Raw genomic sequence first — 24,175 nt, forward strand, 5'->3', positions numbered from 1 at the left:
ACACGATCACTGTGGAGACTCTGCCCATGGACTGGTTCCTCGGGGGCGCCGACCAGGTTGGCGACTTCAGACGTGAACTCGTCCGGCACCTGACACGACATGCTGCCCCGGGTAGTGACGACGCCATCGCCGATGCCAGGTTGGTCGCCTCCGAGGCGGTCGGTAACGCCGTCCGCCACACGGGTGGACCCGTGTGGGTCTCGTTGACGTGGACGTCAGAGCTCCCGGTGCTGCAGGTCTTCGACATCGGGCCCGGCTTCGACCTGGGAAGCCTCGAACGCGGCGAGGACGCTACAGCCCCCGGCCGGGGGCACGCGGGCGACGTGCTGGGGGAGTCGAACGGACTCGTGGCCAACGCCCAGCTGGAGGCGGAGTCGGGTCGCGGGTTGCTCATCATGCAGGTGCTGGCACCTGACGTGGAGGTCTCGCTCAGGAAGCACGCCGGCATGGTGGTCACCGTTCGGCTGCCGGTGCCGCGTCGGCGGACGGTGAGCCTCGACCCGCCTCGCCGCCACAGCGGCGTGCTGCCGACCCTCGGGGAGGCGCGACTGGAGGGCGGCTTCGGGAAGGAGTCGTTCCTGCGGGCTCTGGTCGTGCAGATGTCGCGCGCCGTCGAGGAGCAGCACGGCCCGGACGCCGCCGAGGTCGCGGTCGCCCAGGTCGGCACCGACGTGGGTGGTCAGATGGAGGCGGAGTTCCGGCTCGCCGAGGAGATCACGGGTCGCTTGTCACCGGAGGATATGGGCCGTTGCTATGTGCGGCTGAAGCAGGCGATCGACGGTGACTTCCGGGTCGTCGAGGCAAACGCCGAGCGGATCGTCCTGGAGAACACGCGGTGTCCCTTCGGCGAGGTCGTCCGTCGTGCGCCCGCACTGTGCCGGATGACCTCGAGCGTCTTCGGCGGGATCGCCGCACGGAACACCGAGTTCGGCGCCTCGGTGCTGTTGGAGGAACGGATAGCCGTGGGTGACCCGGGCTGCCGCGTGGTGGTCTACCTCGGTCCGGCTCCGGCCGAGGCCGAGCCGTTCGCGCACCACTACCTTCCCCCGGGTTCGTCCAGCCACGAGTGACCGCGGGGAAACCCGGTTGCGTGTCGTGTGCAGGCTCGATTCCTCGACGCGCCCGTGCAGACGCCACCGGCGAAGGTCGCCGGAGGCTCTGCGCGTGGCTCAGTCCCGTGGTCCTGGTCTCCGGGGTCCACTCCGGGGTCACTCCGGAGGACCGGAGCGGCATGGTGCACGACCGAGCTCGGTGAGGCCCTCGGCGAGCGACACCCGTGGCGTCCACCCCAGAGCGGCCCTGGTGCGGCGCTGGTCGAACCAGTGCGCAGTCGCCAGCTGCTCGGCGAGGAAACGGGTGAGCGGTGGGTCACCCGGCGTGCGCAGACCGGGAAGCGCCAGCCGAACAGCCCAGATGGCGTCGACCGCGACGCCCGCGAGCGCGGCGACGGGGAACGGGACATGGCGCGTGGGCGCGGCGACCCCTGAGGCGAGGCAGATGTCCCCGATGAGCTCCGCCACGGGGCGCGGCTCGCCGTTGCTCACGACGTATGCCTCGCCCCGTGCCGACTCGCACCGGTCGAGCGCGGCGACGAGGGCGTCGACGGCGTTGCTGACGTAGGTGCTGTCGACGAGGGCGGCGCCGGAGCCGATGATGGGCAGCCTCCCGGCGCGGGCCCGCTCCACGATCCGACCGATGAGCTGCGTGTCACCCGGGCCCCAGACGAGGTGCGGGCGCACGGCCAGGACCGCCAGTGGGCCGCGGTCTGCGGCGAGGGCCACCTGCTCGGCCAGGGCCTTGCTGCGCGCGTAGTGGCCGCGGGCCCGCCGCGGGTCGGCGGGCTCGGCGCCGGCGCCGACGAGGCCTGTCCCGGCGTGGGCAACCGACGGAGACGAGACGTGGACGAGCCGGCGGACACCGACGGCCCGACAGGCCTCGACGACATTCGCCGTTCCCTGCACGTTGGCGCGCTCGTAGTCCCGCCACCGGCCGACGACGTCGACCTTCGCCGCGAGGTGCACGACCGCGTCGTGGCCGCGCACGGCCTCGAGCACGGAGGAGGCGTCCGTCACGTCAGCGAGCACCTCGGGCAGGCGCAGCCCCGAAGGGCGGCGCTGCAGCACGGTCACCTCGTCACCGCGGCCGGCGAGGGCCTCGGCCGTCTGCCGCCCGAGCATCCCGCTCGCTCCGGTGAGGAGGACCTTCACGGGCGGCCTACCCGACCACCTTCGAGCACCCGAGCAGCCCACCGAGCCAGTCGGGTCCGGTCGATCTTCGACGCGTGGCGGATGTCGACCGGCAGGTCGGTCGCGACGAGGACGGCAGCCACCGGCACCCCGGCCGCCGAGCGGACTGCCGACGCCAGGTCCGGCCCCGCGAGTCCGACGCGGGCGCCGGTGGACACCACGACGACGGCGACGACCTGCTGCGTACCGACCGGCCCGACGCCGACGATGGCAGCCATCGAGACCTCGTCGAGACGCTCGATCCGCTGCTCGGCCCCGACGGGGGTGACGGGCCCGGATGCCGTGCGCACGACGTGCGCGAGCCTGCCCTCCACCCAGAGGCGTCCGTCGTCGTCGAGGTGACCGACGTCGCCCGTGCGGTGCCAGCCCGTCGTGCGGCTGCTCTCACGCTCGGTGGCCCACAGCTGGTCGTAGTGGTCCTTGACGTGAGGGGCGCGCACGAGCACCTCACCGCTCACCGCGGGGTCGGTGCTCGGCTCGGCATCGACACCCCCGGTGCTGTCGAACGCGCTGATGCCGAGGACGACACCGGGCAACGGCCGACCGACGCAGACACCCTCGCCCGGCCCGACCGCCTCGAGCTCGGCCCGGGAGATGTCGGTCACCGGCAGCGCCTCGGTCATGCCGTAGGGCGTGTGGAGCTCGGCCCGCGGCACGAGCGCCTGCACGTCGCGGAGCAACCCGAGCGGGACGGGTGCACCGGCGGAGATGAGCAGCCGTATGCCGTCCAGGGCCGCGTGATGTCGCGGTGTCAGTTCGTTCGCGGAGGCGACGACGTTGCGCAGCGCTGCCGGGGAGGCGAAGACGACGGTGCCTCGGACGGCCGACACGGCGTCAGCGAGGGCGACTGCTGTGAGGGTGCCGGGCGCCGTGACGTCCATGTCGGGCACCGACGACGCGAGCCCGAGCGCCGGGCCGTAGAGCGCGAAGGGCGCGAACGCCGCGACGAGGCGGTCGTCGGCGGTGAGCCCGTAGGCCGTGCGCAGCGCGTCGAGCTGCGCCCGCACCTGCCGGTATCGATAGACGACACCTTTCGGCGGCCCGGTCGCGCCGGACGTGAAGAGCACGGCGCACTCGGCGTCGTCGGCAGGGGTCGGGGGGAGGGGCCGCCCTCGGCCGAGGCGTGCGAGGTCTGCGAGGCCGAGGGGAGCCCCGAGGGTTCGCCTGGTGGCGCGGTCGAGCGGGCCTGCGCTGATGAGGCGCCCCGGCACGCGCATGGCCCGGGCGAGGAGCAGCCCTCTGGCGATGCCGATGACGTGGTCCGGTGCGGCGCCGCGCAGGGCACGACCCATCCGGGCGACCCCCAGGCCCGCGTCGGCGACGACCACGGACGCGCCGGCCCGCCAGCACGCGTACACCGCAGCGGTGAGGTCAGCGCCCGGCGGTACGAGGAGGGCGACCCGGTCACCCGGGCGCAGCCCCGTCGCCACCAGGCCACCGGCGAGGTCACGCACTGTCCGCTCGAGGCGGTCGAAGGACACCCGGCGTCGGTGGCCTCCCAGCTCGACGACCGCCGGGGCATCGTCTCCGGCGCGGGCCGACAACGCGGCCCAGAGCGGCGCTGCGACGCCGGGCTCGTCACCGTGACCCGGTCGCTTCCGGGCCCGGCTCGGCAGCGACGACGCGGTCCCGGCCAACGAATCCGTCTGTGGCACAGCGTCTTCGAGCCACCGCCAGACGTCGTCCGCGAGTCGGGGAGCGTCCTCCATCACCAGGTGCGAGGCGTTCTGGTACCGGTGGACGTCGGCGTGCGGCATACGGGCTCGGAGGTCACGAAGATGGACGTCGGAGAACACGGGGTCCCGGGGACCCCAGAGCAGCAGCGCCGGCACGCCGAGCGAGGTGACGCCCTCCGCGATCGCGTCGAGCGTCGCGGCCGTCGGGTGTGACGGGTCGAGCGGGATGTCGGCCACGAAGTCACCGATGGCACGCCGGTTGGCAGGGGAGGCGTACGGCGCGGCGAGCGCATCACGCACCGCGCGGGGGAGCGCCGGCCGGGACAGGGCGGTGGTGGCGCGGACGAAGGTCGGGGTCGCGACGCAGACGGCCTGCCTCACCCCCTCGGTCCGGGCCATCCGGATGAGCCACGGCGCTGCAGCCGTCGAGGGCTGGTGCACGGCGGTGTTGGTCAGCACGACCGCCTCGAGCTGCTCCCGGTGCGCGAGCGCCCACCCCAGTGACACCGGGCCGCCCCAGTCGTGGGCGAGGGTGACGACGGGGCCCGTGATGCCGAGCAGCTGCGTGAGGTTGGTGAGGTCGTCAACCCGCTCGGCCAGCGTGCGAGGGTCGGTGCGCTCGGACAGGCCCATGCCGAGCTGGTCCACCGCGACGACACGCCAGCCGGGCGGGGCGGCGGCGATGACGCGCCGCCACAGGTAGCTCCACGTGGGGTTGCCGTGTACGCAGAGCAGGGTGCCGTGCCCGGGGTCGGCGCCGTTGTCGAGCAGGTGCCAGGTTCGCGGGGTGCCGCCAGCGTCGGGTGCGACGACCCGACGCGACCACGCCGGGTCGATCCCGGGCCACGACGGTGCAGGTGGCGCGACGGGGCGGCTCACCAGGCGATCTCGAGGCACGACACGTTGAGCCCTGAGCCGACCCCCATCATGAGCACGCGGTCACCGGCGACGAGCGACTCCGCCTCCATCGCCAGCGTGAAGGCCACGGCGGCCGGTCCCATGTTGCCGCGGGTCGGGAACGTCAGGGGCAGCCGCTCCGCCGGGATGTCGAGCGCGTCGCACATGGCGCGGACGTGGACCTGCGAGATCTGGTGCGCGATGTAGCGGTCCATGTCGGACCAGTCGAACTCGGCGCGGGCGTCCTGCCACGCGACCCGGGACAGTGCGATGCCCGCCTCGAGCAGGCCCCGAGTGTCGGTCCGCATCCACTCCAGGTCGCCGACGCAGAGGTCATGGTGCTCCGTGCCGGCGCGGGCGATCCCACCGACGATGCGGTGGCCCTGCGGGTGCAGGTCGGCCCGGCCGAGCACCATCGCCGCAGCGCCCGAGCCGAGGGTCAGGGTCGCGAACTGCGACAGCACGTCGTCGGCCGTGGCGTCCGGCCTCGAGAGGCGATCGAGGGTGACCTCCTGGGTGTGCCGCGAGCTCTCGCCGTTGACGACGAGGGCGTAGTCGATCTGCCCCGAGTCGATCATCGTGGCGGCCAGCTGCATCCCGTTGACGAAGCCGAGGCACGCGTTGGCGAGGTCGAAGTTGAGGCACGACGTCGGCATGCCGAGCGCGTGGTGGATCTGGACCGCCATGGACGGCTCGAGGTGCTCACGCGAGACACTCGTGTTGACCATGAGGCCGACCCGCGAGGCGTCGATCCCCGCCTCCGCGAGGGCCTTGCCCCCGGCGGTCGCCGCGCCCTCCGTGAAGCTGACACCCTCGGGCCACCAGCGGCGCTCGTGGATCCCGGCGAGCCGCGCCAGCATGCCCGGCTTGAGGCCGACGCGCTCGTAGGTGGTCGACAGCCGCTGGTCCATCTCGTGCGAGGTCACCACCACGGGGGCGTCAACCGCACAGATGGACAGCACGGCAGCCTGGGTGTGACGGTACGTCGCGTTTCCGCTCATCGGGCCCTCCCGTTGTCGTGTCGGGCGCTGGCCCAGGTGTCGTCCCCTCATTCGACCACGCACGTGCCGATTTGGACCTCTGAACTGCGCGGTGGAGCCTGGAGCTCAGTTGGCGATGTCGGTCCGGGTCGCGACGTCGACTAGGGCGCGCGCCGACGCCTTCGCGGCGTCGGGAGCCTCCGGGCTGGCGTCGAGCGAGCCGCTGGCCAGGCCCCCGTCGAGCAGCAACGTCAGCGCCCGGGCCAGTGCGCCCGGCTCGCGCGCTCCCGCATGCTCGGCCAGCTCGTGCACCCACGACAGGACGGCCGTCTTGTGAGCCACGGTGCGGTCGTGCACGGCGGTGCCGGGCTGCGACTCGGCAGCGGCGTTGATGAACGCGCAGCCCCGGTAGCCCTCGCGACGGCACGAGCTCCGCAGGGCATCGAAGATGCCGACGAGCTGGTCGGCGGGGTCGGGACCGGCGGCGGCGGCGGCCTCGTGCAGCTGGCCGGTCCAGATGCCGTCGACCTTGTCGAGATAGGCCACGACGAGGTCGTCCTTGGACGGAAAGTGCTTGTAGAAGGTGGCTTTCGCGACACCCGACTCCGCGATGATCCGGTCCACGCCCACCGCCCGTATGCCGTAGGCGTAGAACAACGCGAATGCCGTCTCCAGGATCCGCTCGCGGGCGGCACTCGGACGGACGGGCGCGGTGGTGGACATCGATCTCCTCGGCTGACGCTACGGGTGCCGCCCCAGCATACCTTGCAGGTAGACAGATCCGTCTGCTACGGTCCCGCTATCGGTAGACAGGTCTGTCTGCCGACATCGTCCACGCATCAAGGAGCACCCGTGAAGATCGCAGTTCTCGGCACCGGCATGGTCGGCCAGGCCCTCGCAACCCGTCTGTCCGGTCTCGCCCACACCGTCACCGTCGGCACCCGCGACCCTCAGGCGACGCTCGCCCGGACCGAGCCCGACGGCATGGGCAACCCGCCCTACTCCGCGTGGGCCGCGGAGCACCCGGATGTTCAGCTGGCCACGTTCGCTGATGCTGCAGCCTCCGCGGAGCTCGTCATCAACGCCACCAGCGGGTTCGGCGCCATGCCCGCCCTCGAGCAGGCGGGGGCCGACAACCTCGCCGGCAAGGTGCTGATCGACATCTCCAACCCGCTCGACTTCAGCAACGGCTTCCCTCCCAGTCTCTTCGTCAAGGACACGGACTCGCTCGGCGAGCAGATCCAGCGCGCCTTCCCCGAGGCTCGCGTCGTGAAGGCCCTCAACACCCTGACCGCCAACCTCATGGTCAACCCGAAGGAGCTCGGCGCGGCGTCGACGATCTTCATCGCCGGCAACGATGCCGCGGCCAAGGCGAGCGTGACCGAGCTGCTGCAGAGCTTCGGACACTCCGACGTCATCGACCTCGGGGACATCACCGGCGCGCGTGGCACCGAGATGCTGCTTCCGGTGTGGCTGCGGCTCATGGGCACCCTCGGGACCGCGAACTTCAACTTCAGCATCGTGCGCTGACATGGACGCGATGACGACCATGGCCGGCAAGACCGTGCTCGTCACGGGTGGGACCGGCGGGATCGGCCTGGCTACCGCCACCGGGCTCGGCCGCCTCGGCGCCACGGTCGGCATCATCGGGCGCGACCCTGCGCGGGCCGCCGCGGCCGCCGACCGCATCCGTGCGGCCGGCGCCCCCGACGTCCGCGCCTTCGCGGCTGACCTCTCGGCGCAGCGGGAGGTGCGCGCGGTCGCGGAGCAGGTGCTCACGGCATACCCGCGTCTGGACGTCCTCGTGAACAACGTCGGCGGCTACTGGGCCACCCGGCACACCACCGAGGACGGGCTGGAGCGCACCTTCGCCGTCAACCACCTCGCCCCGTTCCTGCTGACCAACCTGCTGCTCGACCGGCTCACGGCCAGCGCGCCGGCGCGCGTGGTCACCGTCTCGTCGGGGGCGCAGGCCATGGGGCGCCTCGACTTCGATGACCTGCAGGGCCTGCGGAGCTACCGCGGCCAGCGCGCGTACAACCAGTCGAAGCTTGCCAACGTGATGTTCACCTACGAGCTGGCCCGACGGCTCGAGGGCACGGGCGTCACGGCCAACGTGCTGCATCCGGGAGTGGTCCGGACCTCCTTCGGGCAGGAGGACTCGGCCTGGTGGATGCGCCTGATGCTGCCCCTCGTGCGCCCGTTCATGAAGAGCCCGGAGCAGGGCGCGAGGACCTCCATCCACCTTGCGTCCTCGCCCGAGCTCGACGAGGTCTCCGGGAAGTACTTCGCCGACGGCCGGGCCAAGCCCTCGTCGCGGGCGTCGTACGACGTCGAGGCCGCCGGTCGGCTGTGGCAGGTCTCGGCCGAGCTCGTGGGACTGCACGCCACGGGTGGGCCCGCGGCCTGACGTGTCGCCCTCGTCCGAGCGCGACGCCCGAGCGCGACGCTCGAGCGCGAGGCCCGAGCGCGACGCCCGGGAGCGACGCGGCCTCGACCGCCTCGGGGGCTAGTGCCGTTCCCGGTCCCACGTCGACGAGGTGATCGCACGCGTGCGCAGCTCCTGCTTGCGGACCTTCTGCGTCGGCGTCTTCGGCAGGGCCTCGATGATCTCGATGTAGCGGGGCCGGGCGAAGCGGGGCAGGACCATGTCGGCATGGGCGGCCACGGCGCCGGCATCCATCGAGACGTCATCACGGAGGACCACCGCGAGCATCACCTCGTCCTCGGTGCCCTCGGCACCTGCTGGGACGGCATACGCCGCCACCTCGGCCACACCCTCCAGGCTGGCGACGGCGTTCTCCACCTCGTAGGAGGAGATGTTCTCCCCGCGCCGCCGGATGCAGTCCTTGGTGCGGTCGACGAAGGTGATCCAGCCGTCCTCGTCCATGACTCCCGAGTCCCCGGTGTGGAACCAGAAGTTGCGCCACGCCGCGACGGTGGCCTCGGGCAGCCCGGCATACCCGGACATGAAGCCGAACGGGACGCGAGGGCGGACCATGATCTCGCCGATCTGTCCGGCGGGGAGTCGGTCATCGGTGTCGGGGCCGCGCACCTCCACCTCGAACCAGCGCTCCAGGGCTCGGCCCGCGGTGCCGGGGCGGGCGGTGCCGAGCCGCCCGTAGAGCGGGATGTTCACCTCCGTCATCCCGTAGGCCGTGACCACTTCGGGGATGGCGAAGCGCTCGCGCCAGGCGCGTTCGTGGGGTGCGGGGTTGGGGACGGGGCAGATGACGCGCAGGCCGTGGTCCGTGTCGTCCGACGATGACGGTTGGGCGATGACGAACTGCGACATGGCCCCGAGCAGGTTGGTGACCGTGCAGCGGTGCTCGCGGATGTCCGACAGCCACGAGGTGGCGCTGAACCGAGCACGCAGCACGGCAGACGCGCCGGCGATCAGGGTGGCGTAGAGCTGCATGAACAGGCCGTTGGCGTGGAACAGCGGCATGGAGACGTAGTAGCGGTCGGCCTCGGTGATGCCCAGGCCCTCGATGCTGCCCAGCCCGAAGAGGTAGCAGTGCGCGTGCGGCATGAGCACACCCTTGGACGGGCCCGTCGTGCCGGAGGTGTACATCAGGCAGGCGGTGTCCGAGGCGCGCGGCAGGTGGCCGTCGTACTGCGGTGCGTGCTGCCAGCCGTCGAGGTCCAGCATCTGCAGTCCGTCGACCCCGCCGATGACGTCGGCGACCGCCTCCGCTGCGGGCCCTGCCGAGACGACCGCACGCGCACCGCTGTCGCGCAGCTGGTGTGCGAGGAAGTCCCCGGTCAGGCCGGTGTTGACCGGGACGATGACCGCCCCCAGTCGCCCGAGTCCGAGCCAGAGCCGGACGAAGTCGAGTCCGTTGGGCAGCAGCACCGCCACCCGGTCGCCGGGCCTGATGCCCGCTGTCACACAGTGGGAGGCCACTTGGCGCGCCTGCCGGGCGGCGGCGGCATACGACAGTGATCCCTCCCCGATGACGGTGAGGAACGTGGAGTCCCCGCGCCGGCGTGCCTGCGCCTCGAGGACCTCGGGCAGGATCCAGCGGTGGTGGTCGTGGAGGTGCTCGTACACCGCGCCACACAACCACGCCAAGGACGGGGTATGCCGTGTGCCGTCCGCCCACAGTCGTCCTCCGAGGTGCGTGGCGAGGGGCCATGGCTGCGAAGCCGTGGGTGGTTAGCCTCCTGGTGTCGGCCCGCGCGTGCGGGTCCGTGGGACGAGGGAGCTGGCTCATGGGTGTGCGTGAGACGTTCGGCACGGACGTGCTGCTGACCGGGTGGGGTCATTCCCGGTTCGGGAAGCTGAGCGAGGAGACGCTGGAGTCCCTCGTGGTCTCCGTGGCGACCGAGGCGATCGCGAACGCCGGGCTCGAGCCGGGCCAGGTCGACGAGATCTATCTCGGCCAGTTCAACTCCGGGATGGCGCCGCTCGGCTTCGCCTCGTCGCTGGTCCTGCAGGTCTCGGACTCGCTGGCCAACACGCCCGCCACCCGGGTGGAGAACGCGTGCGCCTCCGGCTCGGCGGCCTTCCAGCAGGGGGTGAAGGCACTGCTGGCCGGGACCGCTCGCACGGTGCTCGTCGTGGGCGCCGAGAAGATGACCCACGCCCCGGCAGACGTCGTGGGCGCGGCGCTCCTCGGAGCCGACTACGAGCTCGCCGGCAGCGAATCGAGCACCGGGTTCGCCGGGATCTTCGCCCACGTCGCCCAGCACTACGAGAAGCGGTACGGCCCGGTGGGCGACACGCTCGGCCTCATCGCCGCCAAGAACCACCGCAACGGCGTGCTCAACCCCTACGCCCAGCTGCGCAAGGACCTCGGCGTCGAGTTCTGCCAGACGGTGTCCGACAAGAACCCGGTCGTCGCGGAGCCGCTGCGGCGCACGGACTGCTCACCGGTCTCCGACGGTGCTGCAGCGGTCGTGCTCACCACGCAGCCGACCTCCGGCGCAGCCACCGCTCCGGTGCGGCTCGCCGGATTCGGGCACGCCAACGACTTCCTCCCGGCCGCCAAGCGAGACCCGCTCGAGTTCGCCGGCAGCGTGGCCGCGTGGAACCGGGCCCTGTCCATGGCAGGGGCAGGCCTCGACGACCTCGACCTGGCCGAGGTGCACGACTGCTTCACCATCGCCGAACTGGTCCTCTACGAGGTCATGGGCCTGACGCCGCGCGGCGAGGGCCGACGGGCCATCGAGGAAGGCTGGGTCGAGTCAGGGGGCCGGCTGCCGGTCAACCTGTCCGGCGGGCTCAAGGCCAAGGGCCACCCCGTCGGCGCCACCGGCGTCTCGCAGCACGTCCTCGCCGCGATGCAGCTCTCGGGTACGGCTGGGGACATGCAGCTGACCGGGGCGCGCCGGGCGGCCGTCCACAACATGGGCGGCTTGGCCGTGGCCAACTACGTCAGCGTGCTCGAAGCCCTCTGACGTCCCTCGCACCAGTCGGCCCGAACGTCTGTGACGCAGATCGCCGGGTCTCGATCGCCACCATCACCTGCACGCTCGCGTCCGGATCCCCACCGGGGTCTGGCATCCCAGCACGATCTAGCACCCGGCCAGAACCCGTGAGATCAGGATGTTCGGTCCAGCCCCAGTCTGGGCACCAGAACGCTGTCCCAGTCGGCGCCGGCCAGACCACCGTCCACGAGCTCGTATCGCGTCGGAACCGGTCCATCATCGCGTGTGCCCGGGCACTCCAGGCGGCGCAGTGCAGCAGACGCCCGAGGTCAGGGCACCTGTCCGACGCGGGTCACGAGCTCGGCCGCAAGCCACTGCTGGGCGAGCACGCCGTCGCCTTCGAGGTAGTAGCTCACGAGCGCGAACCACTGTCCGTCCCGCTGCTCCCAGCCCAGCAGGACCCCCGGGTGCGGTCCGGGTGCCTCACGGGGTCCCCGGACCCAGACGTGCCTCCGGCTCGGCGGCACGGGAGGCACGCGGTGCTCGTGCCCCCGACCTGATCCGCCAGCCATCCTCTCAGTGTGCCGCATGGTCGAACGCGTGTTCGAACCCAGCGTCGCGAACGGCGTAGAGTCGCCGGGCGGCGGATCGCCACCGTCGTCTGATGCCTCGCGGCGGGGGAGCGACGAGTTCTCCGACGTCGACGACTAGGCCGGCCCGGGACAGATGAACCACCAGCCCCATGAACAGCATTCAGCGTCAGAGCGGCTGGCGCGCGGAACGGCGCACCGTCACGAGGACGTAGACGCTGACCAGCAGGACCCACCCGGGGAAGACGAGCGCGACCCAGACGCTGAGGTTGGTGACCACGAGGAGGCACAGCGCGACCACATACGTCGCCACCACCAGCCAGCGTGGCGCCGTCCCGGACCGGTACCACGTGGTGCCGAGCGAGATCATGAAGACCGCCGCCATCCGCAGCGCGTACACGTTGGTCACCTGCAGCATCACCGCACGCGCGAAGGCGGCGATCTCCCGCTGGCTCGTCTGGCCCACCTCCGACCCCATCGTCGCCAGGATGCCGCCGACCAGGGCCATGGACACGAAGAGCATGGCCAGGAACAGCAGCCCGCTGCCGAGGTAGACCGTCGAGAAGAAACGGTCCTCCAGCTCGCCGACCCGGTCGCGGACCACGCCGACGAACCACAGGAAGGCGATGCCTGCGATCGGCATCAGTCCGAGCGCCGCCCCGAGGCGCGTCCGGGCCGAGTCGGACAACGCCGTCCCCGCCAGCGGGTCGTCCGGGATCGACAGGCGGAGCAGGACCATGCTGACGCCGAAGAGGACGGCGAAGGCGACGCCCGCCAGGGCGGCCGAACGGGGAGTGGTGAGGGTTCTGAGGCGGCGCTCCTGCGCGTCGACGTCGCCGCCGCTGGACCGGGTCATGTCAGGTCTCCTCCGATCGGGCCGCGCGGGCCCTCGGTTGCTCACCCCGCCTCGGCGGGGTGTCGTCCGGGCTGTCGTCCGGGCTGTCGTCCGGGCTGTCGTCCGGGCTGTCGTCCGGGCTGTCGTCCGGGCTGTCGTCCGGAACGTCGAGGGGTGCCTCCTGCGGGCTGGTGCCGGGCGCTCGTCGTGGCAGCCCACGGACCGGGAGATCGGCAGCCGTTCTGCCGCCCGAGTCTCGCCGACCGGCGGCGCGCCCGTACCGTGTGGCCAGCGGTGCGGCCGTGATGCCGTGCGCCAGGACGCTCAGCAGCACCGCCGTCCCGATGACGGTGACCGCCTCGTGCGCGCCCGCCCCGAGCTCCTCCAGGGCGATGAGGGTGAAGACCAGGGACGCCAGGCCACGGGGACCGAACCAGCCCACGAACAGGACCGTGTCTCGGTCCAGGCCTGCGCCGATAGAGGCCAGCGCCACCGGGACCATGCGGACGAGCGTGAGGCTGAGCACGGCATACAGCACGATGGTGAGGCTGATGCCGTCGACGATGATGCGCAGCACGACCGCGCCGAAGGCGGTCCACACCAGGAGAGAGACGAGGCCGCTCGCCTGCTCGAGGAAGACCAGCTCCGCGGAGCCGCGTCGACCGGCGACGGCCCCGAACGCGACCCCTCCGCAGAAGGCCGCCACGAACCCGTTGCCGTGCAGGCTCACGGCCGCGGCATACGTGATCACGGCGAGGGCGAGGACGGCGATGCCGGTGAAGTCCTCGGCCGCCCACCGGGCGCGGCGGGCACGGCGCAGCAGCCAGCCACCCGCGAGCCCGATGGCGACACCGATGGCTGCGCCGATGGCGAGCTCGAGCAACGCGCCGACGAGATTCTCGGCCCCGGCGAGCTCCTCCGCCGACGCGGCGCCGGCGATCGCGACCATGACCACCGGGGTGGCGATGCCGTCGTTGAGGCCGCTCTCGACGGTGATGAGCCGTCGGATCCGCGAGGGCACCGCTGCGTTGGTCACCACGGGGATGCCCAGCGCCGCGTCGGTGGGAGCCAGCGCGGCCCCGACGAGCAGGGCCAGCCAGACCCCGAGACCGGGGAAGAGCCACACCGCCAGCAGCCAGCCGGCCAGGATGGTCAGGGGCAGGCCGACGCCGAGCAGCCGGACGTACTGTCCGGTGTCCCGGCGAAGGTCCTGGACCCGGATCCGCGCCGCGTCGCAGAACAGCACCCACACGAGGGTGAGCTCGACCAGCGGCTTGAGGGTCTGCGGCACGGCCGGCGCGTCGACGAGGCCGAGGACTGACAGCAGGGCACCCAACAGCGTGAACACGATCGGTGCCGAGAGGTCTGCTCTCTCGAGCCGTGCGGACAGCAGGCCCCACCCGAAGATCGCCACCATGACCAGCAGGACTGCTCCGACCTCCACTCGACTCGCCCCCTCCGTCGTACCGCCTGCGTTCAGTTCCTTCGTTCAGTGCCTTGCTGCGTCAGCCTGCGGCGACCGGGCTGGCGTACGGGCCCAGCAGTGCTGCCCGGTGCGCGGCTTCGACGGCCACGCGGACCGGCTCACCGTCGTCGGGGGTCAGGGTGACCACGGCCGGGTGCTCGCCCATCCGGTGCAGCTTCTTCAGCTCGAACTCGCCGTCCGGGACGTCGTCGACGACGGCTTGCCGTTCCTGGCTCGTGGGCATGGTGGGCTTCCTTGCCGGACTGCTGGCTGTCACCTCACCGTCGCCCACCCCGGCGTGCCGCGCTTCAGCCCCCGGGGATGAGGATCGGCGCCGTGCCATCGGTTTGGGGCGTTCCTCCGGGTTGCCGATACTGAACGCCATGCCCAGCGACGAAACGCCGCCCTCGAGCTCGCCCGTCCCGACCGTCCCGACCGTCCCGATCGCCCCGACCGTGCCGATCGCCGTGTCCGACGCCGTGCACGTCGGCGTACTGGTGGCACCGCGGCTGCCCGCGGGCGTCCGGTCCGAGGTCGAGACGGGACTGGAGGCGGCGCTCCGGGAGCGGGTGGGGGACGTCGCCTGGAGGGTGACCGTGCTGAGCGAGGCGGTCACCGCCGGTCCCTCGGAGTCGGTCGAGGTCATGGATGCGGCCAGGCACGTGCTGCTGGAACGGGACTGGGACCTCGTCCTCGTCGTCACGGACCTGCCCCTGACCGAGGGCCGACGCGCGGTGGTCAGCACGTGCAGTCCCGTCCACGGGGTCGGGGTGGTCTCCTTTCCGGCGCTCGGGACCGTGCACACCCGCGCCAGGACGACCACGTTGCTCGCGCAGGTCGCGATGACCCTGGTCGGCACCGACGACAGGGACTCCCTGCGGCAGCTGGCCGGCGACACCCCGGAGGGGGAGGGCGAGTCGGCGGTCCGGTATGCCGCACGCGTCATCGGCGGGAACGTCGGACTGCTCCTCGCCATGGTCCGCGCCAACCGGCCGTGGCGGCTCGCCATCGGCCTGAGCCGGGCGCTCTCGGTGGCCGGAGCCACCGCCATCCTCACCCTGGTGACGACCGACCTCTGGCTGCTGGCCGACGCCTACGGCATCGCCCGCTTCGCCCTCCTGGGCGCCGGCTCGATCCTGGCCGTCACGCTGACCCTGGTGCTCGGCGCCGGTCTGTGGGAGAGGCCCCGGACCAGGCGGCAGCGCCGCCAGGTGTCCCTCTTCAACGCTGCCACCCTCGCCACGGTGGTCCTCGGCGTGGCCGCCCTGTTCCTGGCGCTGCTCGTCGTGTCCTGGCTCGGCGCCCTGCTGCTCGTCGACTCCTCCGTGCTGCGTCAGGTGCTCGGGCACCAGCCGGGGGCCGCGGCATACGTCCGCATCGCGTGGGTCACCGCCTGTCTGGCGACGACCGGTGGGGCGCTGGGCGCGGGGTTGGAGACGGACGCCGCCGTCCGGGCTGCCGCCTACACGACGAGCGACGCGCCGGACACCGAGACGGCAGAAGGGAGTTCGCCGCCGCGGTGACCGGGAAGCCGCTCCGGTCCAGAGCCTTCGTGACTACGGTGGTGATGGCGGCGCCGCCCTTCCCGCCTTCCCCCAGCGGCCCCCCAGGGGCGGCGTCGTCGACCGTTCCATCGCCCCGCCCGTCGCGGTCGTCACCCCGCACGCCTCGTATGCCGTGTGGTGGCGTCGTGGTGGCGTCGTGGTGGCGTCGTGGTGGCGGAGTCGTGCGGTCGCCAGCTCTCCGGCGCGGATCCGGAGGATATTGCGGTACAAGTCTTGACAGGGGTTCCTCGAGAGGACGAGCATCTCGCCTCAACGGCGAGCGGCCTAGTGGCCTAGCCAATTACTCAACGAGGAGCAAGGCATGAGCGCAACAGCTGTCGCAGGCGAGTCCGCCGCGACCCAACGCCGTCGGGCCGTGGTGGCCAGCACGGTGGGCACGACCATCGAGTGGTACGACTTCTTCCTCTACGGCACGGCGGCTGCCCTGGTCTTCCCGCACCTCTTCTTCCCCAGCAGCTCTCAGCTCAGCGGGACGCTGCTGTCGTTCAGCACCCTGTTCGTCGGGTTCGCCGCCCGTCCCATCGGCGCGGCGATCTTCGGCCACATGGGAGACCGCGTCGGTCGCAAGGCCACCCTCGTCACGACCCTCCTGCTGATGGGGGCCGCCACGTTCCTGATCGGGGTGCTGCCGACGGCCTCGACCATCGGGGTCGCCGCGCCCATCATCCTCACGCTGCTGCGCCTCGCCCAGGGCATCGGCGTCGGCGGTGAGTGGGGAGGCTCGGTCCTCATGAGCATGGAGTGGGGCAGCCGCAAGCGCCGTGGCCTGATGGCCAGCTGGCCCCAGCTCGGCGTGCCGATCGGGCTGCTGCTCTCCACGGCGATGATCAAGCTGATGAGCGGGGTCACTGACGAGGCGTCCTTCGCCGCCTGGGGCTGGCGAGTGCCCTTCCTGGTCAGCTTCGCGCTGGTCCTCGTCGGCCTCTACGTCCGCCTCCGGGTGGTCGAGAGCCCACAGTTCGCCGAGGTGAAGGCGTCCGACGCGGTCGTCCGTCAGCCGCTGCTGCAGGTCTTCAAGGAGCACCCGCTGGAGATCCTCACCTCCGCCTTCGTCCGGCTCTCCGAGCAGGCGCCCTTCTACCTCTTCATCACCTTCGTGCTCACCTACGGCACCGAGCACCTGGGCCTGAAGAAGAGCGAGCTGCTCAACTACACCCTGATCGCGGCGGGTCTCGGCCTCATCAGCGTGCCGCTCTTCGGTCACCTGTCCGACCTGTTCGGCCGGCGACTGATCTACGGCATCGGCATCGTCTGCACCGCGCTCTACGCCTTTCCCTACTTCGGCCTGCTCGACACCAAGTCCTCCGGCCTGGTGCTGCTGGCCATCGTCCTGTCGCTGATCTTCCACGACATGCAGTACGGCCCCCAGGCCGCCCTCATCGCCGAGAGCTTCGGGACGAACCTGCGCTACAGCGGCGCCGGCGTGGGCTACCAGCTCGCCTCGGTCATCGCCGGTGGTCCGGCACCGCTCATCGCGGCCGCGATCCTTGCCAAGACGCACTCGAGCACCGGCATCAGCTGGTACATCGTCGGCTGCTGCGTCCTCGCCTTCGGCGCCCTGCTCCTCATGCCCCGCACCCAGCTCACCCGCGAGGCGGAGACGGACAGGGCCCGGGCCCACGAGGTCGCCGGCGCGTCCGACGTGCTCGCCCAGCCCCGCGGTCACTGACCCACCCGGACCGGTACGCCGCACCCACCCTCCAACGGGTGTCGCCAAGAGGCCCTGACCGACGATCGTCGGTCAGGGCCTCTCGCCCACCGGGCGCCCACCGGGCGCCCACCGGGCGCCCACCTCGTGGCTCCGTTGGACGGTCAGGCGTGGCACCTCCCGCGATAATGCGAGGCATGGCCTACGACCGTGACCTGGCAGAGCGCATCCGTCGGCAGGTCGCCGGCTCGGACGACGTCCTCGAGCACGGGATGTTCGGCGGCCTGGCGTTCCTCGCCAACGGCAACATGGCCGTCGCAGCAAGCGGTGAGGGCGGACTGCTGGTCCGGGTCGACCCGGGCGGGCCCGAGCCCTGGGCCGACGACCCGCGTGTGACGCCGATGGTGATGCGCGGGCGGGAGATGCGCGGGTGGCTGCGCGTCAGCGGCGACCTCGACGAGACCGACCTCGAGGTGTGGGTCTCACGCGGGCTCGCGTATGCGCGCTCGCTCCCGCCCAAGAGCAGGTGACACGCTCGGTCGCGACACGGCATACGGCCGCGAAGGGGTGTCCGCGCCCGGGAACCGGGTACGGCACAGTTCACACCCGCCACCGCGCCACGCACGCCGGCGCCCCACCCCTCAGGACTCCCATGACGGCTTACAGCACCCTCGTCCGTGCCACGCACGTGCTCACCAACGCGGCCTGGTTCGGCGGCTCCCTGGCCGGCGCGGCGGCGCTCAACCCGGCCGCGAGCAAGGGTGACGACGCGCGCGAGCGGGCCCAGATCGCCGACGAGGGCTGGCGGCGCTGGGGGCCGCTGCAGGGCGCCTCGATCGGCCTGCACCTGCTGAGCGGCATCGCCATCCTCGCCGACAACCGTCGTCGGGTCCTCGAGCACCGCCCGACCGCGGCTGCCGTCGTCCTCAAGACGGCGCTCACCGGCGCGGCCGTCCTGGTCAGCGCGGAGGCGTACCGGTCCGGGGCCGAGCTCGGTGACGCGCTCGAGCGCGCCGAGAGCGACCCGTCGGCTCGGAGCAAGGCGCGCCGGCTCACCCAGCGGATGAGCCGGCTGCAGTGGGCCACGCCCGCGGCCACCGCCGGGCTGCTGGTGCTCGACGCCTACCTCGGCGAGCAGCAGCGCGGCGTCGCCGGACTGCTCGACCCGCCGTCGAGGCTCGTGTCCCGCTTGAGGCGCCGGGGATGACGGAGGAGTTCGGGTTCGCCTTCGAGAACCGTTACCGCCTACCCGCTCTGGTGTTCGGGATCACGCCGGCCACTGCGCGCGTGCGCGTCACCGACGACGAGCTCCTCGTGCGGTTCGGCCCCTGGCGGCTGCGCACGCCGCTGGCCAACGTCGCGGGCACGACGGTGACGTCGGGGTATGCGTTCCACCGCACCGCCGGTCCGGCCCACCTGTCCCTCTCCGACCGTGGCGTGACCTTCGCGACGAGCTCGCGGCGCGGGCTGTGCGTCTCGTTCGTCGAGCCGGTCCACGCCATCGAGCCCACGGGCGTGCTGCGCCACCCTGCGGCGACGGTGACGGTGGTGGACCCGGAGGCGCTCGCCGCGGCCCTGCGCCGCTGACGCCGATCCGGCTCCCGGGTCCACGACCTCCGGGTCAGGACGAGGAGTCCTCCTCGGCGAGGGCGTCCTCGAGCGCGAGCGCGATGCCCAGCGCCTCGGCGATGGTGCCGGCTGCAGCGACGACCTTCGGGGTGCCGATGATGGGCGCCACCGCGATGAGCACGCCGCGGGCGTCCTCCAGCGTCAGGTCGGTGGCCTCCGCTGCGGCTGCGATGTTGAGCAGGTACGACGACGGCGGGGCGCCCACCGCCGCCAGGGCGGCGAACCGCACCATCATGAGCTCACGGTCGCCGAGCCCGGCCCGGGAGACGGAAGCGCTGGTCATGTCCAGGATCGCGTCGAGGAGAGGGCGCTGCTGGTTCGTTGCTACGTCTGTCATGGAGTTGCCTGTCTCTCGGTGCCCGAGCAGCGGGCGGGTGAGGACGTGACGCTCGGGGCTGCTCGGCGTGTGACGTTCACACACGGCCAGACTCCGCCGCCGGCGTCACTGCGGACAGAGGCTTAGGTCCCGCGCCCGTCGCCTCCCGTCGCCTGTCGCCTGCTGTCGCCTCCTGTCGTGTCGGTGGGGTCCCGGCCTCTTGCCGGTCGACGGGCCGGTGCTCATGCTCGAAGCATGGCCATCGACCTGACCCAGCAGTGGTTCCGAGACCTCGCCGAGTTGCGCTACGTCGCGACCCCCAAACGACTGCGGGCGCTCCTCGGCGGTCGCGTCGTCCTGGACACCCGCGATGCGCTGCTCGTCTACGAGCCGCGACGCGTCGTCCCCTGGTACGCCGTGCCGGCGGCCGACCTGCACCTGGAGCTCACCGAGCAGGACCCGGCCCCGGTGCCGGAGCTGCGCGCGCCCGTGCTGCCGCCCCGTCACGCGGAGTGGCACACCGTGCCCGGGCGCTCCCTGCACCTCGACGGCCACGGGGAGGTCGCGTTCCGACCCGACGACCCAGTGCTCGGCGGCCGGGTCGTCCTGCACTGGGAGCCGTTCGAGTGGCTGGAGGAGGACGAGCCGGTGATGGGGCACCCGCACGACCCCTTCAAGCGGATCGACGTCCTCCGCAGCGACCGCCACGTCCGGGTCGAGCTCGGCGACGTGGTGCTCGCCGAGTCGACGCGACCCACGATGCTCGTGGAGACCGGCATCCCGGTCCGCTGGTACCTGCCGCGTGACGACGTGCGGATGGACCTGCTGACTCCGTCGCAGACCCACACGGTCTGCGCCTACAAGGGCGTGGCGTCCTACCTCAGCGCCGAGGGGGCCCCGGACGTGGCGTGGTCCTACCCCGACCCGCTGCACGACGCCCTGCAGGTCCTGGACCTCGTCTGCTTCTGGCGCCCCGCCGTCGTCAGGGTCGACGGGCAGGTCACGGACACGTCGATGCCGGGGGAGCCGTGAGCCGCAGTGCAGAGCCCGGGAGACGTGCAGCTATCGGGTCGTGACGACGGCGTACGCGTGGGGCGGGTCTACGACGCGCCGTCGCCTGACGACGGGCGGCGGGTGCTCGTCGACCGCCTCTGGCCGCGGGGGGTGCGCAAGGACGATCCCCGCATCGACCAGTGGCTGCGTGACGTCGCACCGTCCACCGAGCTGCGGCGGTGGTACGGCCACGAGCCGTCGCGTTTCGGGGAGTTCGCCGGGCGCTACGCCGCCGAGCTGGACGGACCCGCCCAGGCGGAGGCGTTCAGGGCCCTGCGCGAGCTGGCTGCAGCGGGTGCGGTGACCCTGCTGACGGCGACCAGGGAACCGGCGATCAGCCACGCCGCGGTCCTCGCCCGCCTCCTCACCGAGGCGCACGGTTGACGAGCCGGGTGTCAGGCCGACGCCCCGCTCGACGTCCGCGGAGTGGGCCTGCACTGAGGCGTGGGTCACACGGGAGGCGTCGCTCGGACGATGAGCGAGCGACGGTGTGCCACAGTGCATCCCATGGCCTCATCGTCGACGCCTCCGATCACGCCCGCCTTCTTCCTGGCCGGCGGCACCGGCATCTCCGCGGAGACGCTCGGCAACATGATGCTGCAACAGTTCCCGTCCGTGACCTTCAGCCGGCGCAAGATCCCCTTCATCACCACGGTGGAGCAGGCGCGTGAGGTCGTCACCCAGCTCGACGCGGCGATGACCGACGACGTGACGCCGCTCGTCTTCTCGACCGTCTCCGACGAGGAGGTCCGGGCCGAGCTGCAGCGCACGAAGTGCGCCTTCATCGACCTCTTCGGCTCCCACCTGGCCACCGTCGAGCACGTGCTGCACGTCAACGCCGTGCACCGGGTCCAGGCGCTGCACGGGGTCGGCGACGTCGGCCGCTACGAGGCCCGCATGCGCGCGGTCGAGTACGCGATGGAGCACGACGACGGGCAGAGCATGCGCAACCTCGAGCAGGCCCAGCTCATCCTCATCGCCCCCTCGCGGTGCGGCAAGACGCCGACGTCGATCTACCTGGCCCTGCAGCACGGGGTGCGTGTGGCGAACTACCCGCTCGTCGACGAGGACTTCCAGTCCAGCGAGCTCCCGCGCCCCGTGCGGCCGTATGCCGCCAAGTGCTTCGGGCTGCTCTCGACCGCCGCGCGCCTGGCGCAGGTGCGCGGCGAGCGCCGGCCCGGCTCGCGCTACGCCACTCTCGCGCAGTGCAGCTACGAGCTGCGCCGCGCCGAGGCGATGTACCGCGCCCACGGCATACCCGTCGTCAACTCGTCCGCGATGTCCGTCGAGGAGATCGCGGCCGTCATCATGCACAGCCGACGCCTCAACGACGTCGGCTGACGGGCCACCGGCCGGATCGGCCGTCGGCACCGTCGCCGGAGCGCAACCACCCCACCACCGATGGAAGGACCAGCAGTGACCGAGAACGTGATGAGGTTCGCCGACCTCGGCCTCTCCGACGTCGAGATCGTCGGCGGCAAGAACGCCTCGCTCGGGGAGATGGTGCAGCACCTGGCTGCAGCCGGCGTCTCGGTGCCGGACGGCTTCGCGACCACGGCGGACGCCTACCGTCGCTTCCTCGCCGAGAACGGACTCGCCGACCGCATCAACGCGCTGCTGGCCGACCTCGACGTCGACGACACCCGCAAGCTCGCGCAGGTCGGTGCCGACATCCGTCGCGAGGTCGAGGAGCAGACGTTCCCGGCCGACCTCGAGCGCGACATCCGGGACGCGTACGACCGGCTGGTGGGGGAGCACGAGGGCGGCGACGGCGCCGAGGTGAGCTTCGCGGTGCGCTCGAGCGCGACGGCCGAGGACCTTCCCGACGCCTCCTTCGCCGGGCAGCAGGAGACCTTCCTCAACGTGCGCGGCATCGACAACGTCCTGCACGCGGTGAAGCTCGTCTTCGCCTCCCTCTACAACGACCGCGCCATCGCCTACCGCGTCCACAGCGACTTCGACCACTCCGTCGTCGCGCTCTCGGCAGGCGTGCAGCGGATGGTCCGCTCCGACGTCGGCGCCTCCGGCGTCATGTTCACCATGGACACCGAGTCCGGCTTCCGCGACGCCGTCTTCATCACGAGCAGCTACGGCCTCGGCGAAGCGGTCGTGCAGGGCGCCGTCAACCCCGACGAGTTCTACGTCTACAAGCCGGCCCTGCGCGCGGGCCGGCCGGCGATCCTCAAGCGCGGCGTCGGTGCGAAGGCGACCAAGATGGTCTACACCGGCGACGCCAGCGTCGGCCGCACCATCGAGTTCGTGCCGGTGCCCGAGGCCGACCGGCCGAAGCTGTCGATCACCGACGACGACGTCACCGAGCTGGCCCACCACGCTCTGCGCATCGAGGAGCACTACGGCCGCCCGATGGACATCGAGTGGGGCAAGGACGGCGTCGACGGCAGGCTCTACATCCTCCAGGCGCGCCCCGAGACGGTGCAGTCCCGGCAGGCCGCCGGCGTCATGCGCCGCTACCGGATGGACGAGCGCGGGCCGGTCGTCGTCGAGGGCCGCGCCATCGGTCAGAAGATCGGAGCAGGCGGCGTACGCGTGCTCTCCTCGATCGACTCGATGCACGACTTCCAGCCCGGTGAGGTGCTCGTCGCCGACATGACCGACCCCGACTGGGAGCCGATCATGAAGCGCGCGAGCGCCATCGTCACGAACCGCGGCGGGCGCACCTGCCACGCCGCGATCATCGCCCGCGAGCTCGGCATCCCGGCGGTCGTCGGCACCGGCACGGCGACCTCGACGCTCTCCGACGGGCAGGAGGTCACCGTCTCCTGCGCCGAGGGCGACACCGGCTTCGTCTACGAGGGCAAGCGCGAGTTCACCGTCACCGAGACGACCCTCGACGACATGCCCGAGGTGCCGGTCAAGATCATGATGAACGTCGGCACCCCGGAGCAGGCGTTCGAGTTCTCCCGCCTGCCCAACAGGGGCGTGGGCCTGGCCCGGCTCGAGTTCATCATCAACCGCCAGATCGGCATCCACCCCAAGGCCCTGCTCGAGCTCGACAGCCAGGAGCCCGCGGTCAAGGCTGAGATCGAGTCGCTCATCACGGCCTACCCGAGCCCGCGCGACTTCTTCGTGCAGCGCGTCGCCGAGGGCGTCGCGACGATCGCCGCCGCCTTCGCGCCCGAGCCGGTCATCGTGCGCATGTCGGACTTCAAGAGCAACGAGTATGCCGGCCTGCTGGGCGGGGAGCGCTACGAGCCGCACGAGGAGAACCCGATGCTCGGCTACCGCGGCGCCGCGCGCTACCTCTCCGCCGACTTCGCCGAGTGCTTCGCCATGGAGTGCGAGGCGCTCAAGCACGTGCGCGACGACATGGGCCTGACGAACGTCAAGATCATGATCCCGTTCGTGCGCACGGTCGCCGAGGGCAAGGGCGTCATCGACCTGCTCGCCTCGCACGGCCTCGTCCGTGGCGAGAACGACCTGCAGGTCGTCATGATGTGCGAGATCCCGAGCAACGCCGTCAACGCCGACGAGTTCCTCGACCACTTCGACGGCTTCTCCATCGGCTCCAACGACATGACGCAGCTGACGCTGGGCGTGGACCGCGACTCCTCGCTCGTCGCCGGCTCCTTCGACGAGCGCGACCCCGCCGTCAAGAAGATGCTGGCGATGGCCATCACGGCCTGCCGCGAGCGCGGCAAGTACGTCGGGATCTGCGGGCAGGGCCCGTCCGACCACCCCGACCTCGCCGAGTGGCTGCTCGACCAGGGCATCGAGTCGATGTCGCTCAACCCCGACACCGTCGTGGAGACGTGGACGGCCCTGGCCAAGCACCGAGCCGAGGCGGGAGCGGGCGCAGGGGCGAGCAGGGGCGCGGAGGCCGAGGTGGCGCAGGCCTGAGCGCCTGCGGGTCCTCGACGCCGGCAGGCCCTCAGCGGGGGCGG

The 24,175-nt window shown here is 71.8% G+C and carries 23 protein-coding genes; 13 read left to right on the plus strand and 10 right to left on the minus strand.

The annotated features are described in order from the left end of the window. The first annotated feature begins 26 nt into the window (after window positions 1–26). Window positions 27–1,070 (plus strand): methanogen output domain 1-containing protein, encoded by a 1,044-nt coding sequence (locus ABD241_RS04890; RefSeq protein WP_344058985.1) that lies wholly within the window; start codon window positions 27–29, stop codon window positions 1,068–1,070. Window positions 1,071–1,208: 138 nt separating this feature from the next. Here the strand turns inward: ABD241_RS04890 and ABD241_RS04895 are convergent, their stop codons facing one another. From ABD241_RS04895 to ABD241_RS04910, 4 genes are all read right to left on the minus strand, one after another. Further along, window positions 1,209–2,207: an NAD-dependent epimerase/dehydratase family protein gene (locus ABD241_RS04895; RefSeq protein WP_344058987.1), complete on the minus strand. Its 999-nt coding sequence runs from the start codon at window positions 2,205–2,207 to the stop codon at window positions 1,209–1,211. Next, on the minus strand, window positions 2,204–4,801 hold the full coding sequence (locus tag ABD241_RS04900) for an alpha/beta fold hydrolase (RefSeq protein ID WP_344058990.1): 2,598 nt from the start codon (window positions 4,799–4,801) through the stop codon (window positions 2,204–2,206). The genes ABD241_RS04895 and ABD241_RS04900 overlap by 4 nt, the downstream gene beginning before the upstream one ends. Then, window positions 4,798–5,820, minus strand: coding sequence for a 3-oxoacyl-ACP synthase III (locus ABD241_RS04905; protein WP_344058993.1), 1,023 nt, complete (start codon window positions 5,818–5,820; stop codon window positions 4,798–4,800). The genes ABD241_RS04900 and ABD241_RS04905 overlap by 4 nt, the downstream gene beginning before the upstream one ends. Before the next feature lie 105 nt (window positions 5,821–5,925). Next, on the minus strand, window positions 5,926–6,522 hold the full coding sequence (locus ABD241_RS04910) for a TetR/AcrR family transcriptional regulator (RefSeq protein ID WP_344058995.1): 597 nt from the start codon (window positions 6,520–6,522) through the stop codon (window positions 5,926–5,928). Window positions 6,523–6,651: 129 nt separating this feature from the next. Between ABD241_RS04910 and ABD241_RS04915 the strand changes: the two genes are divergently transcribed. Both ABD241_RS04915 and ABD241_RS04920 read left to right on the plus strand, forming a co-directional pair. Continuing rightward, window positions 6,652–7,329, plus strand: a complete 678-nt coding sequence (locus tag ABD241_RS04915) for an NADPH-dependent F420 reductase (protein ID WP_344058997.1) — start codon at window positions 6,652–6,654, stop codon at window positions 7,327–7,329. Window position 7,330: 1 nt separating this feature from the next. Continuing rightward, entirely contained in the window at window positions 7,331–8,209 is an 879-nt protein-coding gene (locus ABD241_RS04920) for an SDR family oxidoreductase (protein ID WP_344058999.1), read from the plus strand. A 99-nt stretch (window positions 8,210–8,308) separates the two neighbouring features. Here ABD241_RS04920 and ABD241_RS04925 read toward each other — a convergent pair whose 3' ends face one another. Next, window positions 8,309–9,853 carry an AMP-binding protein gene (locus tag ABD241_RS04925; RefSeq protein ID WP_344059002.1) on the minus strand — a complete coding sequence of 515 codons (1,545 nt, stop codon included), beginning with the start codon at window positions 9,851–9,853 and terminating at the stop codon, window positions 8,309–8,311. Window positions 9,854–10,014: 161 nt separating this feature from the next. On the opposite strand from ABD241_RS04925, the gene ABD241_RS04930 reads away from it, so the two are divergent. Next, window positions 10,015–11,202: an acetyl-CoA acetyltransferase gene (locus tag ABD241_RS04930; RefSeq protein WP_344059004.1), complete on the plus strand. Its 1,188-nt coding sequence runs from the start codon at window positions 10,015–10,017 to the stop codon at window positions 11,200–11,202. A 299-nt stretch (window positions 11,203–11,501) separates the two neighbouring features. Here ABD241_RS04930 and ABD241_RS04935 read toward each other — a convergent pair whose 3' ends face one another. The 4 genes from ABD241_RS04935 to ABD241_RS04950 form a co-directional block, all read right to left on the minus strand. Beyond that, window positions 11,502–11,744 (minus strand): hypothetical protein, encoded by a 243-nt coding sequence (locus ABD241_RS04935; protein ID WP_344059006.1) that lies wholly within the window; start codon window positions 11,742–11,744, stop codon window positions 11,502–11,504. Window positions 11,745–11,931: 187 nt separating this feature from the next. Further along, the gene (locus tag ABD241_RS04940) at window positions 11,932–12,618 is read right to left on the minus strand and encodes a hypothetical protein (RefSeq protein WP_344059008.1); all 687 of its coding nucleotides are present in this window, start codon (window positions 12,616–12,618) and stop codon (window positions 11,932–11,934) included. 1 nt (window position 12,619) lies between these two features. Then, entirely contained in the window at window positions 12,620–14,041 is a 1,422-nt protein-coding gene (locus tag ABD241_RS04945; protein ID WP_344059010.1) for a cation:proton antiporter, read from the minus strand. 61 nt (window positions 14,042–14,102) lie between these two features. Continuing rightward, a complete protein-coding gene (locus tag ABD241_RS04950) occupies window positions 14,103–14,306 on the minus strand; it encodes a hypothetical protein (protein WP_344059012.1) in 204 nt (67 codons plus the stop codon). 139 nt (window positions 14,307–14,445) lie between these two features. On the opposite strand from ABD241_RS04950, the gene ABD241_RS04955 reads away from it, so the two are divergent. From ABD241_RS04955 to ABD241_RS04975, 5 genes are all read left to right on the plus strand, one after another. Then, a complete protein-coding gene (locus tag ABD241_RS04955) occupies window positions 14,446–15,585 on the plus strand; it encodes a hypothetical protein (RefSeq protein WP_344059014.1) in 1,140 nt (379 codons plus the stop codon). Window positions 15,586–15,928: 343 nt separating this feature from the next. Next, window positions 15,929–17,296, plus strand: a complete 1,368-nt coding sequence (locus tag ABD241_RS04960) for an MFS transporter (RefSeq protein ID WP_344059016.1) — start codon at window positions 15,929–15,931, stop codon at window positions 17,294–17,296. A gap of 176 nt (window positions 17,297–17,472) precedes the next feature. Then, window positions 17,473–17,805 (plus strand): TfoX/Sxy family protein, encoded by a 333-nt coding sequence (locus ABD241_RS04965; protein WP_344059018.1) that lies wholly within the window; start codon window positions 17,473–17,475, stop codon window positions 17,803–17,805. A 122-nt stretch (window positions 17,806–17,927) separates the two neighbouring features. Next, window positions 17,928–18,482, plus strand: a complete 555-nt coding sequence (locus tag ABD241_RS04970; RefSeq protein ID WP_344059020.1) for a hypothetical protein — start codon at window positions 17,928–17,930, stop codon at window positions 18,480–18,482. Further along, window positions 18,479–18,862, plus strand: coding sequence for a hypothetical protein (locus ABD241_RS04975; RefSeq protein ID WP_344059022.1), 384 nt, complete (start codon window positions 18,479–18,481; stop codon window positions 18,860–18,862). The genes ABD241_RS04970 and ABD241_RS04975 overlap by 4 nt, the downstream gene beginning before the upstream one ends. Window positions 18,863–18,896: 34 nt before the next feature. On the opposite strand, the gene ABD241_RS04980 is transcribed toward ABD241_RS04975, so the two are convergent. Next, on the minus strand, window positions 18,897–19,241 hold the full coding sequence (locus ABD241_RS04980; RefSeq protein WP_344059024.1) for a carboxymuconolactone decarboxylase: 345 nt from the start codon (window positions 19,239–19,241) through the stop codon (window positions 18,897–18,899). Window positions 19,242–19,475: 234 nt separating this feature from the next. Between ABD241_RS04980 and ABD241_RS04985 the strand changes: the two genes are divergently transcribed. From ABD241_RS04985 to ppsA, 4 genes are all read left to right on the plus strand, one after another. Beyond that, on the plus strand, window positions 19,476–20,252 hold the full coding sequence (locus tag ABD241_RS04985) for a DUF427 domain-containing protein (RefSeq protein WP_344059026.1): 777 nt from the start codon (window positions 19,476–19,478) through the stop codon (window positions 20,250–20,252). A gap of 24 nt (window positions 20,253–20,276) precedes the next feature. After that, window positions 20,277–20,657, plus strand: a complete 381-nt coding sequence (locus tag ABD241_RS04990; RefSeq protein ID WP_344059028.1) for a DUF488 domain-containing protein — start codon at window positions 20,277–20,279, stop codon at window positions 20,655–20,657. 123 nt (window positions 20,658–20,780) lie between these two features. Further along, window positions 20,781–21,614, plus strand: coding sequence for a pyruvate, water dikinase regulatory protein (locus ABD241_RS04995; RefSeq protein WP_344059030.1), 834 nt, complete (start codon window positions 20,781–20,783; stop codon window positions 21,612–21,614). A 60-nt stretch (window positions 21,615–21,674) separates the two neighbouring features. Then, entirely contained in the window at window positions 21,675–24,131 is a 2,457-nt protein-coding gene (gene ppsA, locus ABD241_RS05000) for a phosphoenolpyruvate synthase (protein WP_425580689.1), read from the plus strand. Window positions 24,132–24,175: the final 44 nt, after the last annotated feature.

Origin of the sequence: Terrabacter lapilli (assembly GCF_039531305.1) — a bacterium.
Taxonomy (GTDB): Bacteria; Actinomycetota; Actinomycetes; order Actinomycetales; family Dermatophilaceae; genus Terrabacter; species Terrabacter lapilli.

Excerpts from the sequence above, each read along its gene's own strand:
- ABD241_RS04890 (WP_344058985.1), top strand. The coding sequence starts at position 27 with ATGGACTGGTTCCTCGGGGGCGCCGACCAGGTTGGCGACTTCAGACGT.
- ABD241_RS04905 (WP_344058993.1), bottom strand. The coding sequence starts at position 5,820 with ATGAGCGGAAACGCGACGTACCGTCACACCCAGGCTGCCGTGCTGTCC.
- ABD241_RS04910 (WP_344058995.1), bottom strand. The coding sequence starts at position 6,522 with ATGTCCACCACCGCGCCCGTCCGTCCGAGTGCCGCCCGCGAGCGGATC.
- ABD241_RS04920 (WP_344058999.1), top strand. The coding sequence starts at position 7,331 with ATGGACGCGATGACGACCATGGCCGGCAAGACCGTGCTCGTCACGGGT.
- ABD241_RS04930 (WP_344059004.1), top strand. The coding sequence starts at position 10,015 with ATGGGTGTGCGTGAGACGTTCGGCACGGACGTGCTGCTGACCGGGTGG.
- ABD241_RS04935 (WP_344059006.1), bottom strand. The coding sequence starts at position 11,744 with ATGGCTGGCGGATCAGGTCGGGGGCACGAGCACCGCGTGCCTCCCGTG.
- ABD241_RS04940 (WP_344059008.1), bottom strand. The coding sequence starts at position 12,618 with ATGACCCGGTCCAGCGGCGGCGACGTCGACGCGCAGGAGCGCCGCCTC.
- ABD241_RS04950 (WP_344059012.1), bottom strand. The coding sequence starts at position 14,306 with ATGCCCACGAGCCAGGAACGGCAAGCCGTCGTCGACGACGTCCCGGAC.
- ABD241_RS04955 (WP_344059014.1), top strand. The coding sequence starts at position 14,446 with ATGCCCAGCGACGAAACGCCGCCCTCGAGCTCGCCCGTCCCGACCGTC.
- ABD241_RS04960 (WP_344059016.1), top strand. The coding sequence starts at position 15,929 with ATGAGCGCAACAGCTGTCGCAGGCGAGTCCGCCGCGACCCAACGCCGT.
- ABD241_RS04965 (WP_344059018.1), top strand. The coding sequence starts at position 17,473 with ATGGCCTACGACCGTGACCTGGCAGAGCGCATCCGTCGGCAGGTCGCC.
- ABD241_RS04970 (WP_344059020.1), top strand. The coding sequence starts at position 17,928 with ATGACGGCTTACAGCACCCTCGTCCGTGCCACGCACGTGCTCACCAAC.
- ABD241_RS04975 (WP_344059022.1), top strand. The coding sequence starts at position 18,479 with ATGACGGAGGAGTTCGGGTTCGCCTTCGAGAACCGTTACCGCCTACCC.
- ABD241_RS04980 (WP_344059024.1), bottom strand. The coding sequence starts at position 19,241 with ATGACAGACGTAGCAACGAACCAGCAGCGCCCTCTCCTCGACGCGATC.
- ABD241_RS04985 (WP_344059026.1), top strand. The coding sequence starts at position 19,476 with ATGGCCATCGACCTGACCCAGCAGTGGTTCCGAGACCTCGCCGAGTTG.
- ABD241_RS04995 (WP_344059030.1), top strand. The coding sequence starts at position 20,781 with ATGGCCTCATCGTCGACGCCTCCGATCACGCCCGCCTTCTTCCTGGCC.
- ppsA (WP_425580689.1), top strand. The coding sequence starts at position 21,675 with ATGGAAGGACCAGCAGTGACCGAGAACGTGATGAGGTTCGCCGACCTC.